The sequence below is a fragment of the Microbulbifer sp. ARAS458-1 genome, from assembly GCF_045348205.1.
Lineage (GTDB): Bacteria > Pseudomonadota > Gammaproteobacteria > Pseudomonadales > Cellvibrionaceae > Microbulbifer.
This window is the reverse complement of the sequence record NZ_CP155838.1, coordinates 2,817,595-2,830,738: the sequence shown is the minus strand read 5'-3', so window position 1 is coordinate 2,830,738 and position 13,144 is coordinate 2,817,595. Positions and strand designations below refer to the sequence as shown.

Sequence of the window (13,144 nt, the reverse complement as noted above, 5' to 3'; positions counted from 1 at the left end):
CGCGCCCACGCAACCCATATTGGCAATATCAGTCAAAAGGATTGTCATGCAGACCCTTCTGGATTTATTCGGCTCCGTTGTCAGCGCAGGAAACCAGATCACCTGGGGTGGGCTGGGCGGTTTCTGGTGGCTGGGCATTCTGATTGCCGTACTGCTACCGGCGGGTATTTACTTTACTGTGCGTACGGGCTTTGTGCAGATCCGCGCCTTTGGGCATATGTTGCGTGTCATGGCGCGCAGCTTTCGTAAGGAACGCGACGACTGCGTATCGTCTTTCGAGGCGTTCGCTACCAGTGCGGCCGCACGGGTGGGAACCGGAAATATCGCCGGGGTGGCCGTGGCTATTACTGCGGGCGGACCAGGTGCAGTTTTCTGGATGTGGATGGTCGCACTTGTCGGTATGGCCACGAGTCTCATCGAAAATACCTTGGCGCAGACGTTCAAGGAGCCTGGCGACGAGCACGGCACTTTTCGCGGCGGGCCGGCTTACTATATCGACAAGGGGTTGGGAAAGAAATGGAAATGGCTTTCCGTAGTGTTCTCCATTTTTCTCGTGATCTGTTTTGGCTTTTTCTTTAACGCGGTGCAGGCGAATGCAATGGCCGATGCAATCAACGCGGCCTGGGGGATCAGTCCGCTGTTGATCGGTGCAGTGATTGCGATTCTGGCAGGGATGATTGTGTTTGGTGGTATTCATACCATCGGCCGTTTCGCGGGAATCGTGGTGCCCATTATGGCGCTCTTTTATATCGTGATTGCCATTGTGATTGTGGCGATGAATATCGATCGCCTGCCAGATGTATTCGGCGCAATTCTAGGGAATGCGTTTGGCGCTCAGGAGGCCGGTGCCGGCGCTTTCGGGGCGGTGGTCGCCAATGGCATCAAGCGCGGTCTGTTTTCCAATGAGGCGGGGATGGGCTCTTCACCGAATGTGGGAGCGGCGGCGGATGTGAAACACCCTGTGGTGCAGGGCTACGTGCAGATGGCTTCGGTATTTCTGGATACCATGATGATCTGCACTGCGACAGCGGCGATCATTCTACTCAGTGATGTGGAGTTGAACGGTGCGGTCGAGGGCGTTACGCTCACTCAATCGGCACTGGCCAGCGTGCTCGGCCCCTGGGGTAATAGCTTCGTCGCAGTTGCGCTCCTGTTTTTCGCGTTCACTTCCATTATTGCCAATTACTATTACGCGGAAACCAATATTTTTTATCTGTGGCACACCCGCACATCGATATTCTGTTACCGGGTTCTTTATATCTGTTTTATCTTGTTCGGCGCATGGGTGGCCTACACAGGAAGTTCCGGAAACTTTGCCTTGCTGTGGAATATGGCCGATATGTCCATGGGATTTATGGCGTCTGCGAACCTGCTGGCAATTCTGCTGTTGTCGGGTGCCGCACTCAAGGTGTTTTCTGACTACGAAGAGCAGCGCAGTCAAGGAATCGAGGAGCCGGTGTTTGACGCGCGACGCCACGATATTCCGGGGGTAGATCATTCGGTCTGGACCCCGCCGGAAACCCCGGAGAGCAGTCATTCGCGAGGCCCCGTAAAACGCGGCGCCACCGGAAACGGTGACTGATGGGGAAACGTGACCGGAGCGAGGTTTCAACTGGGAATTCGTTGGCCTCTCTTCTGCGATCTGATTGGGGAAATTGCCCATCGAACTTCGGCGAAAATTCCAGTGAGAACCAGTCCCCACTCCCATGGCTTCTAATCCCGTACCCTGCGCGCTATCTACGGACATCTGCCCGCGGGGGCGACGAGGAACAGATGGCAGGCCAGGCAAGGATTCACAATCGGTTACCCGCTAATGCGCAGGGAAGGAATCAGGACCGATTCCAGATCATATCCGCCGGAAAGACATTGCGCTCTAAACCACCCAAGGAAGTGCTGCAGCAGCTGGTGGCGGCATTCTCCATCAGCGCTGAGCAGGCGCGAAAGCTCTTTCTGAAGGGGTGGGTGATCAAGGACCAGTTGACCGCGGGTCAGGTGGTTCAGTTCCGGACCCAGTTGCAGCAACTTGGTCTGAAAATAGAAGTGCACCCCGCGGGGACTTTCGACAACCGTGCCATCCTTGCGCGCCTGAAGTTCGCCCGGCAGCGGCAGGAGCGCAAAGCCCAGCCTGTGGCGACCCCGAACGCGCAGGACCCGGAAAATTCATCGGTAAATCCTGTAGATCACAAGGCGTCCGCTACAAAGCCCACACTGGAAGCAGTTCCCTCCACACCGGCTGCCTTTTCCCCACAAAAGCGCTTCCGCACTGGCAAAACCAAAAGTCCGGGCAAGCTGAGCCAAGCGGAAACAGCCAGCAGCCAGCAGTCCGGCCCCGGTAATGCGGTGCATGAATCCAAACCGCAGGACGGCGCCCTTCGCGCCCAGCTTCGGGCGTTGTTTCATCCTGAACCCAACCCGGGCGCGCCGACACTATCGGCGCGAATGACACTGATGGGGCAGTTGTTGCCGGCAGCAACAGTTCCCGCGGGTTTTATCGCGCTGATGGCTCTGTGCCTGTATCAGCTCGCGGGTGCGCTCTGGGCGTTGCCTGCGGCGGTACTCGACGGAGAGTTTGGCGCCGCTACGCTGCTCGGGAGTGGTGTAACGGTGTTACTGGTGGGCTTTTGCGGTGTGTTGGTACTGCACCCGTATCTGTTCCCAAGGCGTTCCCATCTGAGTGCCGGCGTGGCAGGGGACCTTGACGCGGTGCGGCTTACGAAGCGGGAGGCACCGGGCTTTTTCCTGCTGCTGGAAGTGATGGGTGAGACGTGTGGTATCAGCGTGGCGGGTAAGCAGAAAGGGCCCAGGAACCTTACTTCCGTCAATGGCATTGTGACCACCGAGGTTCTGGTAACGGCGGGTGGCGACATCCGGGTGCTTCGGGAACCGTTTTCCCCGCCAAAACTGTCGCTGGGTCTCAGTGCTGTGGCCGCTCTGGATGGTGGCGATGTACTCGCGTTGATGGCCAGAGCCATGTGCAACCATCGGGGCCGGTGGTTGAGGGCTGCACAGGCGATTGCAATTGGCACTTCCGAACGTCTGCAGTGGATGCAGGATGCACTGGAGCGAGACCAGACGATATGTGGAACGGATGCAGAGGTTACCGCCATGTTAAAGCCCCTGCACAGACTTTTGGCAATATGCGGGCGTCCGCTGGTACCGGTAATCGATCGGCTGCAGGTCGCGCACCAGCGGTTGAGCGGCCCATTGGCCGAGCGCCTCGAAGCGCAGGCGGATAGCGCAGCGGGACAGATGATCGGTTCGGATGCCTTTCACGGATTTGCCGAGCGCTGGAATCGCCTGGTACACGCCGATCTGGTATGTGGCGAAATCAATCGCGAGGCCCAGGCGCTGGGTAAACGCCTGGCGAATGTGCCGCTGGCGGTGCGGTGGTTATACAACAATATGGACGCGCAGACCCTGAAGGGTATTGATGCTGCGATGGCGGAAGAAACCGACTGCTGGTCGCAGGGTGAACCCGCCGGTCACCAGCGTATTGGTGCGGTGGAAGAGCGGCAGTTACGGCCGCAATTACAGCGGCAGGACTTTTCTCTGCAGAAGCTGTTTACGGATTTTGTCGAGCTTTCTGCGCGGGTGAGCCGGGTAGGGCACGACGACAGCTGTCGTCCGGTGGATAATCGCGCGCTGTTGGAGACTGACAAGAACAGCGAGGCTGCCCAGCAGGTATTGACCCGCTACTTCAACCGCGCGATTCCGCGAGATTTTCTCCATCTCCACCCGCCGCGGAACGAAGAGCTAAAAGAATTGGATCTGCAGGCTTCCATCGACTGGTTGCGTGGTCGCCTGGTGGATTTGCAGGACCTGGAACAGCGGATTGCGCAGCTGCAGCTCAAGGGGGCGCGATTACAGATTGGGGCGGCGCTGGTGCGTGCGAATGTTCGGGTGGATCCCCGTAGCTACGGTCTGAGCGGCACCACGCCGGCGGCGACGGATGAATCGCGCCAGGACAACCGGGTGCGGGTCAAGGAGTGTCTGCAGCAGCGCGAGCAGTTGCATAGTATGTTTTATCAGAGGATAGAGCGGGCCATGGCAAGTATGCCCGGGCCGGATCGGAGTAAGGCACAGGAGGCCATTGCGCACTTGCGTAAATTTGACGCGCTGAGCGAGCCGTTGGCCGCACTCAACCGCTACAGTGATGTTGTGTGCGAGCTGATCGAGCGCGCACCTGAGCAGGAACTGCCGGCCCCTTTGCTACAGAAATACCCGCAGCTTATCAGCCAGCAAATTCGCCAAATAGAAGAGGTCGTAAAAGCGAGGCGGGTGCCGCTGAGCGCAGTGCAATTGGAGAAGTTGACCTCCTGCGGCCAGGGCGAAGCCGCGATTCCACCATCAGCCCGTAGCGGTGATGTGACCGGTGCATTGCAGGCTCTGGAGCTGCGTGGCAAGTCTGCCAGTGCTGCGGTGATGGATGCGTATCAGGCAAAGCTGGCGCAGTTGCTGGCGCTTTGCCTTACTGAAGAGGAGCGGCTGAAAGTCAAACCTTTACGGCTTGCCAGTATCTGAGTTGATGTTGGGCACGACGGGCAGTTGCGGGTTTCTCCCGCTCGTGCTCGATGATTTGGCGGTCAGCCGCCAGCCAGTTTTACCTTCAACTGCTTCCCTTCGAGCACCGCCTTAATCTCTTCGCGCTTATCGCCCTGGATCTCGATGACCCCGTCTTTCAGGGCACCACCACAGCCACACCGTTTTTTCAGTTCCGCGAGCAACAGCTTCAGTTCTGCGTCTGTGCCGTCCAGCCCCCGGACACAGGTTACCCCTTTGCCTTTCCGTCCTTTGGTTTCCCGCTGGATTCGGACGATACCATCACCCTGGTGGCGCTTTTCCTCCTGGGCCGGCTCTTTGATACGGCCGCGGTCGGTTGAGTAAACGAGTCGATTCTTGTCGCGCATTTCGGTTTCCTGCTGGTCGACGTGGTGCGGGATGTCGGAGTTGATCTGGTGGCGAAGCATAGCGGATCCGAGACTTGTTTCAAAAGTGGCGTATTCTGTGTCACCGGTGTCAGCTAGAATGTCACCCAATGCACTTTTTCTATTACTGAAAACGAGAAGGACCCGATTACATGCCTCTCACGGGAACCCGCAAGTGGCTGAATGAAGTTATTTTTGGTACTGACACGCCGGCGGGGAAGTATTTTGATGTTGTCCTGATCTGGGCAATCCTGCTGAGTGTTATCTTGGTGGTGTTGGCATCCGTGGAAAGCCTCTGGGTGCGCTACGGGGAAGCCTTCTATCAATTGGAGTGGTATTTTACTGCTCTGTTTACCCTCGAATATATGGCCCGGGTCTACTGCGCCCGGGATCGCAAGGCGTACATCACTAGCTTTTACGGTATCGTCGATCTCCTAGCTATCCTGCCCAGTTACCTTGCACTGATCTTTACTGGTGCTACCTATCTGATGGTGATCCGCCTGCTGCGGGTGTTGCGGGTCTTCCGGGTGCTCAAACTGGTTCGTTACCTGAGCGATGCCAATATTCTGATGCGCTCACTGTGGCAGGCAAGGCGGCGGATATTTGTCTTTTACACCAGTGTATTGGTGTTGTGCGTCATTTTCGGCAGTATCATGTTTGTGGTGGAAGGTCCCAAGCACGGATTTACCAGTATCCCCAAAAGCATTTACTGGACCATCGTCACCATCACCACTGTCGGCTTCGGGGACATTACCCCACATACCCCGCTTGGACAGGCCATAGCCTCCATGACGATGCTGATCGGCTATTCCATCATTGCCGTGCCGACCGGTATCGTCACCGCGGAACTGGCCCATGAGATCGGCCGTGAGAAGCAGTTGGCTAGGTGCCACAACTGTGGAAAAGCTGGTCATGACGCCGATGCGGAATACTGCAAGCAGTGCGGTTATCGTCTGGAGGATTTCGAGGAGCCGGCGGGCGAGGGGGTTTCACACCCGGGCCAGATAAACCGGTAGAGCGGCGATCACTCTACCTGTCTTAACAGCCCTGCAGTGATCGGCTATCCTTGCGCCCCGTTTGATAACCGGCATTGACCGGGGTATTGCCGGTTATATGTGAATTCTGTTCAGCTATTTCGATTGGTAATTCTTTTTCATGGATATACAGGGATTTTGCGCCCCGGGGTTTGAAGCCCTATACGATGCCTTCGCGGCCAACTTCCGTGAACATGGCGACGTCGGTGCCTCCTTTTGTGCGGTGCAGCACGGTGAGACCATCGCCTCCCTATGGGCCGGCAGTGCTGACCGCGCGGGTACCGAAGCCTATGAAGAAGACACTCTCGCCAATGTGTTCTCCTCTTCCAAGGGCATCCTGGCGCTTATCGCCCTGCAGCAGGTTGCAGCAGGCAAACTGGACCTCGATACCCCGGTTGCCGAGTATTGGCCAGAGTTTGCTGAGGCGGGCAAGGGTGGGATTACCGGTCGGCAACTGCTGTGCCACCGCAGTGGTGTGATTGCGTTTCGCGAAAAAGTCGCAGATGCGCTGATTTATGACTGGGATGCCGCGCTGGCTCAGGTCGCAAAGACTGCGCCCTGGTGGGAGCCTGGCAGCCAGCAGGGGTATTCCCCGTTTCTGTATGGCTGGACACTGGGTGGTCTTATCGAGAAGGCCAGTGGCGCCAGCATAGGAGAGCTGTACCTTCACGGTATTGGCGACCCGCTACAGCTTGATGGCGGATTTGGTGCCCATGGGCATCGCTCGACCCGGATCGCCGACGTTGGCCCTCTGAAAAAACCTTTGCCTGAATTGCGCCCCAATGCGATCGGTCGCTCAATCAAGGAAGACAGGCGGGGCCCGGTAGCCACAGCCTTCACCAACCCTGTCACCCTTATGATGGGAACCAACGGAGAGCAGTGGCGGAGTGCGCTCATTCCTGCGGCCAACGGCCATTTTAGTGCCCGGGATCTGGCCGCAGTGTACGGGGATCTGTCCAGAGAATATCCGGAACTGCTGGGCCGCGAGATTCTGCGCGAGGCTACGAAAGAGCAGAGCCGCGGGCGGGATGCGATTCTGCAGACGGATGTGGCAGTTGGTTGTGGCTTCCTGAAAGCCGGTTCAGCACCAGACCTGGCGTTTGGTAGTGCCGCTGGTTTCGGTCATCCCGGCGCCGGTGGAAGTGTGGGCTTTGCGGACCCACACACTGAGCTGGGCTTTGGCTATGTCACTTCACGAATGGGGCAGAGCCTTTTCATGGATCAGCGGGCGGTGGGGCTGAAAGATTGCCTTTACCGTTTACTTTAAGTGGAGCGATACAATGAGTGACGCTGTTCGACAACTGGAAGCCCGAGTCGATGAGTTGGAAACGCGACTGGCGTTTCAGGAAGATACGCTGACCCAACTGAATGACACCATCGCTCAACAGGATGCTCAGCTGCGCGCTCTGGTGGGGCGCCTGAAGGAAGTGTCTGAGAAATATCAGGATCTGATGTTTGAAATGAACAAGGGCGACAAGCCCGGCGACGAGCGGCCGCCCCATTATTAACCGGTGACCTCACACCTCTACTGTTCCTGCCGCCACCAGGGGGAGGGGGCACCATCACCGGAATGTAATCTGCTGGCGGTACACTCTCAGCGCTGCGCCTATTTCTACGTGAGTTTCTGGAAATTTACTATTTTTCGTCTTGTTCCCTCCTGTCAGCCCTTGACAAATCTTTTCCACATCGAAACCGTCTCTTTTGAACCGCCTGCCAATGGACCAACAGTTAGTACGCGAAGCCTCGAAACTCTCTTAAGTGTTTGATTATTAAAGAAAAAATGCATCGGTGTAAAAAGTGCACAAATCGCTGGGGGCTAGGGATTGCGCCGTTTCTCGCACCGTTTTGCAGATTCATGCACATAGTTATCCACAGATCTTGTGGAAGGAAGTTTTTCTGGGGCATACCGCGGGAGTGTCGTTCGCTTTCGTAGCGGTTGTGCAGCTCAAGGTGTGTGAGCCTCGTCGGTGCATACAAAAGAAAGCATCGGGCAGTGATAGGCGTTGCCTTTACCGATGAGTATTTGTATCTCCGCCCGATTCCAGGTTCAGGGCGATTTTCAAATTCACGCCAAATTTGGGAATTGAGCGGTAGACCAGAAGGGACTTTCCGCATAGTCTTCGTGCCAATGGCGAACACGGTTCAGCCTGCAGTCAGCTTTTAACAGTCAAACTGCTCCATATTCCACCCGTCATCAGTAAAAGCGTTAGGAGAAAGCTTAATGAAAAAATGGGTCGCGATTCTTGCTCTGGGCTCACTGGTTGGTTGTACCACCCTGGATCCTTACACCCAGGAAAGTAAAACCAGTAATGCCGCCAAGGGCGCAGGTGCCGGTGCCGTAGCCGGCGCTATCATCGGCGCGGCGACAGCCAGTAAGAGCGATCGTAAAAAAGGCGCGATCACTGGCGCACTCGGTGGCGCCGCCATCGGTGGTGGTATCGGCTACTACATGGACCGCCAGGAGATGGCGCTGCGTCAGCGCCTGGAAGGTACCGGTGTTCGTGTTCAGCGTGAGGGCGATAACATTCGCCTGATTATGCCGGGCAACATTACCTTTGCTACCAACCGCTATGAAATCCGCAATGATTTCTACGGCACTCTGGATTCTGTTGTATTGGTACTGAACGAGTTTGATAAAACCGCTATCCGAGTGAGCGGCCATACCGATAGCACTGGTTCGGATGTTACCAACCAGACTCTGAGTGAGCGTCGCGCTGAGTCGGTTGCGAACTTCTTTACCACCCGTGGTGTTGCTGCCGGTCGAGTGCAGGCCGTGGGTTACGGTGAACGCTACCCCATCGCCAGCAACGACTCCGACGCAGGCCGTCAGGCTAACCGTCGCGTAGAGCTGGAACTGTTGCCGCTGCAATAGAGCGAGAATACGTAAGGGCGCTTCGGCGCCCTTTTTTGTGTCTGTTTATATTTCGGGATCAGGATGCAGGGAGGTAGGAATGTTGGGGGGTAAACTAAACCGACGATACCTGACGAGATTCGCGTGGTTTCGCTATGCGGCCGTACTGGCCTTCACATTGGCCGCCTCGCCCCTGGCAGCAGACCCGTTATCCGATTCGAGAAAGGGCGGGGCGGAGGGAGTCGCACTTACGGTGCCGCTGAAGCAACAGCTTGAAACAGCTGAGCTGGTCGCGCGCGTTGAAATTACCGCTGTTCAGCGGTTGATTGATCATGCGCTGTCCGAGCCTGGTATGACCGCGGTTACGGGCTACGTATACTCAGGCGTTACCCAACGGGTATGGAAGGGCGCTTCAGTGGCGCACATTGCGTTTCGTGTGCACCTGGCTGATTGCGTGGAAAAATTGACCAGAGGGCGACAATACCTGATTTTCGCGCGGACAAATGCGCGTGGCTACCTGGAGCTGCTGAGTTGCGAGGCGGCGATTGCCAATCCCGAAACCGGAAACTTGCTGGCTGAACTGGAGCAATACTACCAAGGTTGATCCGTTTTCCCCGGAGAGTCACATAGGCGCGGTACCCCTTGTGAGTGAAGGACTCCGGGCCATAGAATTTACTCTAATATCGAATTGAACCTTTATAAGCATAAATACTTAAATGCTGGAACAATGTTCCTTGAAGTGCGGCAATTGGGGATTATTCTTATCTGTATTGGCGTCGTCTTCCTCGGTGCTGCCGAATGAACGCCAACCGATAACGACGGGGCAGGTAATCCGCCTGTGCTTGCCGCCAGGTCCCAGGATCTGCCCGATCGTTTTGCTCTCATTCCAACCGACCAGGGGTCATCGGGACTATGAAAAAACTACTCTTGCCACTGATTATTCTGTTGCTGATTATCGGCTACTTCATGTCCAAGAAATCGGACGACTCCGTGGGTGATGCCTACGACAAGATGGAGAAGCCGGCCATCGAAGATACCCAGCCCGCACCGGATAGCGACTCCACCATGCCGGATTCATCCAGTGATCCAACCATGCCGCAGGAAAGTGACGACGTGGCACCGACAACCACTGATCCGCAATCCTCCGATAGCCGCCTGATGGACGACACCAAAGATGCCGCCCGTGACGCCGGTGATGCGGTGAAAGATGCTGCCGATGATGCGGGCGACGTCGTGAAAGATGCCGCTGATGACGCTGGTGATGCACTTAAGGATGCCGGTAAGGCAACCAAAGACGCCGCGGAAGACGCGGCAGACAAAGCCAAAGATGCGTGGGACGACCTGAAGGACAAAGCCAAGAGTGAGGACGAGCCCCAGCAGTAATGCGCTGTTTGATCTGAGTGTAATGGAAGGCTGCGACTGGTTCGCGGCCTTTTTCTTTTCTACGCTTAAAGCGTAGTTACGAAGTTATGACAGATCATGATCGAGCACTGCTGGCACCACGACCACGACATTCTGGAAATCCGGCCGGTTGCGGAACTCAAGCCCGCCGAATTTCGTGCACTGGCCGCGCAGGTGGACCCCGTGATCTGTGAGCACGGCGGCCTGCAGGGCCTCCTGATCAACGCACGTCATTTTCCGGGTTGGCAGAATTTTGCCGCCCTGGTGTCCCACTGTGTTTTCACCCGCAATCAGCATCGTCACCTGCATCGCATTGCCGTGCTCTCCGATAACATGCTGCTGGCCTTTATGCCGCAGCTGTTAAATCACTTTGTTGCCGCTGAGGTGCGTCCGTTTCCTGGCAGTGAGGAGCAGGCGGCACTGGAATGGCTCGCCTATCCCGGGTAAATTGCCCACGCAATACCGCACGAATGACTCGGGTGTGCCCAAAACATGCAGCTGGCCGTTACCGCCGCAGATGAAAATATCTCGGCGCAAGCACAATTCCTTGCCGAACAGCTCGATTTGCCATTTCTTGGAGTAGTACAGGAAAAATTTATCGAGGATTTCCCCTTTGTACTGCGTCGGGGTGAACGGCTACAGCTTTGTGCCACTGGCCGTAAAGCCCCGGGTCCGATAACCGTGGATTTTGTAGCCGGCGCAGCCGCTCACCGGCGTAAGTACGGTGGCGGCAAGGGGCAGCAGATCGCCAAAGCGGTCGGAATCCGCAGTGGTTTTAACCCGCAAATTCTCGACGCCACGGCCGGCCTGGGGCGAGACGCTTTCGTTCTCGCCTCCCTGGGCAGCGAGGTCCGTATGCTGGAGCGTAACCCCGTGGTCTACGCGCTGCTTGAAGACGGTTTGGAGCGCCTGCAAGCTGCCGCCCAGACCGATGCCGAGCTCGCGCCTATTGCGAGTCGGCTGTCCCTCGAGCCCAGAGTCGAGAGCGCCGCGACCTGGTTGGCTGAGCAGGGGGCCGAAACGGTGCCGGTCATTTATCTGGACCCGATGTTTCCCAGTCGCGATAAAAGCGCCAAGGTCAAAAAAGAGATGGTCGCCTTCCACGATATTGTCGGGAGTGACGAAGATGCGGATGCACTCCTGAGCCCGGCTTTGGAGGCGTGCTATTACCGCACCGTAGTGAAGCGACCGCGGCTCGCGCCAGATCTAGACGATCACAAGCCGAGCCTGCGGTTTGAGGGGAAGTCCGGAAGGTTTGATGTCTACACCAAGCACGGTGTGCCGGTTTAGCAGTTGACCGCGTTTACCGCCAGGCCGCCGAGAGAGGTCTCTTTGTACTTGCTCTGCATATCAATGCCGGTCTGGCGCATGGTTTCAATAACGCTATCCAGCGGCACGATGTGCGCACCTGTGCCACGCAGTGCCAGACGCGCCGCATTGATCGCTTTCACCGCGCCCATGGTGTTGCGTTCAATACAGGGCACCTGCACCAGGCCACCGATGGGATCACAAGTCAACCCGAGGTTGTGCTCCATCCCGATCTCTGCAGCGTTTTCTATCTGCTGGTTGGTGCCGCCCTGAACCGCGGCCAGCCCCGCGGAAGCCATTGAACAGGCCACCCCGATCTCTCCCTGGCAGCCCACTTCCGCGGCGGAAATGGAAGCATTCTTTTTAAACAGCATGCCGATCGCGCCGGCGGTGAGCATAAATTCCACCACCTGATCTTTCAGATCGCCGTGCTGCGCCTCGTCGTGGACAAATTCTACGTAATAGGCAATGGTCGCGGGAATCACGCCCGCGGCGCCATTCGTTGGCGCTGTCACTATCCGCCCGCGCGCCGCGTTTTCCTCATTCACTGCCAGGGCGAAAAGGCTCACCCAGTCGAGAATAGAAAGACCCTGGCAGCGTTCCTCCTTGGATTGTTTGGACAGTTCCCGAAAGTGCTCTTCGGCGCGGCGACGCACGCCCAGCCCTCCGGGCAGGGTGCCACTCTGGCGGCAGCCCCGCTGGATGGAGGCGTCCATGACTTCCCAGATATTCCAGAGCGTATCTTTGATTTCCTGCTCAGAACGGAACGCTTTTTCGTTCTCCATTGCGAGCTCCGCGATGGTCCAGCCGTGTTTGTCGCACAGGGCCATCAGCTCTTCAGCGGAACTGAAATCATAGGGAAGAAGCGTTGCTATCTGCTCTTTGTTGCTGAAGTCCTCTTCCGATAGCACGAATCCCCCCCCGATTGAGAAGTAACTGCGCTCGAACAGGCACTCATCGCCAGCATAGGCCTTGCAGGTCATGCCATTGGAGTGTTGTGGCAGGAACTCTTCCTTGTGGAACAGCAGGTCCCGTGCCCGTTCAAAGTGAATCGCACGTTGGCCGTTCAGTATCAGCTGCTGATGGGTGTCGATACCCGTGAGACGACCGTCAATGCTGTCGACATCTATGCTATCCGGAGCTTCGCCCTCGAGGCCCATCAATACCGCCATATCGGTGCCGTGCCCAACGCCGGTGAGGGCTAAGGAGCCGTACAGGTGGACTTCCACTCGATCGGTTTTTTCCAGATCGCCGCGTACTTCCAGATCAGACACGAATTGTCGCGCCGCTACCATGGGGCCCACGGTGTGGGAGCTGGAAGGGCCGATGCCGATTTTGAACAGTTCGAAGACACTGATACTCATGTGTTCGGTGACTCTCTCGCCATATCTCGCGGTGAACTCCGCGAACGTTGATTATTAGTGTAGTTATCGGGCTTTCAGGTCCGCGCAAAGTCGCCCTGAGCTTTGCTGGCGCACACGTTCGCCGAAGCGAAACTGGGCCGCAATATGGGCATGAAAAATCAAAATTATATTTGGTGGGAAAGGGTGCCGGTGCGACAAATGGCTGGCTTGTGGCGGCCGACGGTACAGAATGCTGCAGAAAATAGACGGGTAGGGGATGCC

12 protein-coding genes are annotated in these 13,144 nt (G+C 56.8%); 10 read left to right on the top strand and 2 right to left on the bottom strand.

The genetic code is table 11. From position 1 onward, the window contains the following. Positions 1 to 46 precede the first annotated feature (46 nt). Complete coding sequence (locus AAFH99_RS11710) at positions 47 to 1,582, top strand: alanine/glycine:cation symporter family protein (protein WP_406827819.1); 1,536 nt, start codon at positions 47 to 49, stop codon at positions 1,580 to 1,582. A gap of 284 nt (positions 1,583 to 1,866) precedes the next feature. Continuing rightward, entirely contained in the window at positions 1,867 to 4,521 is a 2,655-nt protein-coding gene (locus tag AAFH99_RS11705) for a hypothetical protein (protein ID WP_406827818.1), read from the top strand. Positions 4,522 to 4,583: 62 nt separating this feature from the next. On the opposite strand, the gene yciH is transcribed toward AAFH99_RS11705, so the two are convergent. Then, positions 4,584 to 4,907, bottom strand: coding sequence for a stress response translation initiation inhibitor YciH (gene yciH / locus AAFH99_RS11700; protein WP_043317897.1), 324 nt, complete (start codon positions 4,905 to 4,907; stop codon positions 4,584 to 4,586). Between the two features lie 170 nt (positions 4,908 to 5,077). Here yciH and AAFH99_RS11695 point away from each other — a divergent pair, with 170 nt between their 5' ends. From AAFH99_RS11695 to AAFH99_RS11660, 8 genes are all read left to right on the top strand, one after another. Beyond that, positions 5,078 to 5,941 carry an ion transporter gene (locus AAFH99_RS11695; protein ID WP_043315993.1) on the top strand — a complete coding sequence of 288 codons (864 nt, stop codon included), beginning with the start codon at positions 5,078 to 5,080 and terminating at the stop codon, positions 5,939 to 5,941. 139 nt (positions 5,942 to 6,080) lie between these two features. Further along, complete coding sequence (locus tag AAFH99_RS11690; protein ID WP_406827817.1) at positions 6,081 to 7,226, top strand: serine hydrolase domain-containing protein; 1,146 nt, start codon at positions 6,081 to 6,083, stop codon at positions 7,224 to 7,226. A gap of 13 nt (positions 7,227 to 7,239) precedes the next feature. Then, positions 7,240 to 7,467 (top strand): SlyX family protein, encoded by a 228-nt coding sequence (locus AAFH99_RS11685; RefSeq protein WP_043315996.1) that lies wholly within the window; start codon positions 7,240 to 7,242, stop codon positions 7,465 to 7,467. A gap of 713 nt (positions 7,468 to 8,180) precedes the next feature. Continuing rightward, positions 8,181 to 8,831 (top strand): OmpA family protein, encoded by a 651-nt coding sequence (locus AAFH99_RS11680; RefSeq protein WP_043315998.1) that lies wholly within the window; start codon positions 8,181 to 8,183, stop codon positions 8,829 to 8,831. A 79-nt stretch (positions 8,832 to 8,910) separates the two neighbouring features. After that, the gene (locus tag AAFH99_RS11675; protein WP_406827816.1) at positions 8,911 to 9,414 is read left to right on the top strand and encodes a hypothetical protein; all 504 of its coding nucleotides are present in this window, start codon (positions 8,911 to 8,913) and stop codon (positions 9,412 to 9,414) included. 308 nt (positions 9,415 to 9,722) lie between these two features. Next, positions 9,723 to 10,193 carry a hypothetical protein gene (locus AAFH99_RS11670; RefSeq protein WP_051686863.1) on the top strand — a complete coding sequence of 157 codons (471 nt, stop codon included), beginning with the start codon at positions 9,723 to 9,725 and terminating at the stop codon, positions 10,191 to 10,193. A gap of 96 nt (positions 10,194 to 10,289) precedes the next feature. Continuing rightward, a complete protein-coding gene (locus AAFH99_RS11665; RefSeq protein WP_043316001.1) occupies positions 10,290 to 10,658 on the top strand; it encodes an STAS/SEC14 domain-containing protein in 369 nt (122 codons plus the stop codon). Positions 10,659 to 10,703: 45 nt separating this feature from the next. Next, positions 10,704 to 11,501 carry a class I SAM-dependent methyltransferase gene (locus tag AAFH99_RS11660; RefSeq protein WP_406827815.1) on the top strand — a complete coding sequence of 266 codons (798 nt, stop codon included), beginning with the start codon at positions 10,704 to 10,706 and terminating at the stop codon, positions 11,499 to 11,501. Here AAFH99_RS11660 and AAFH99_RS11655 read toward each other — a convergent pair. Beyond that, positions 11,498 to 12,883 carry an L-serine ammonia-lyase gene (locus tag AAFH99_RS11655; protein WP_043316006.1) on the bottom strand — a complete coding sequence of 462 codons (1,386 nt, stop codon included), beginning with the start codon at positions 12,881 to 12,883 and terminating at the stop codon, positions 11,498 to 11,500. The two genes, AAFH99_RS11660 and AAFH99_RS11655, sit on opposite strands and share 4 nt — an antisense overlap. Between the last annotated feature and the right edge of the window lie 261 nt (positions 12,884 to 13,144).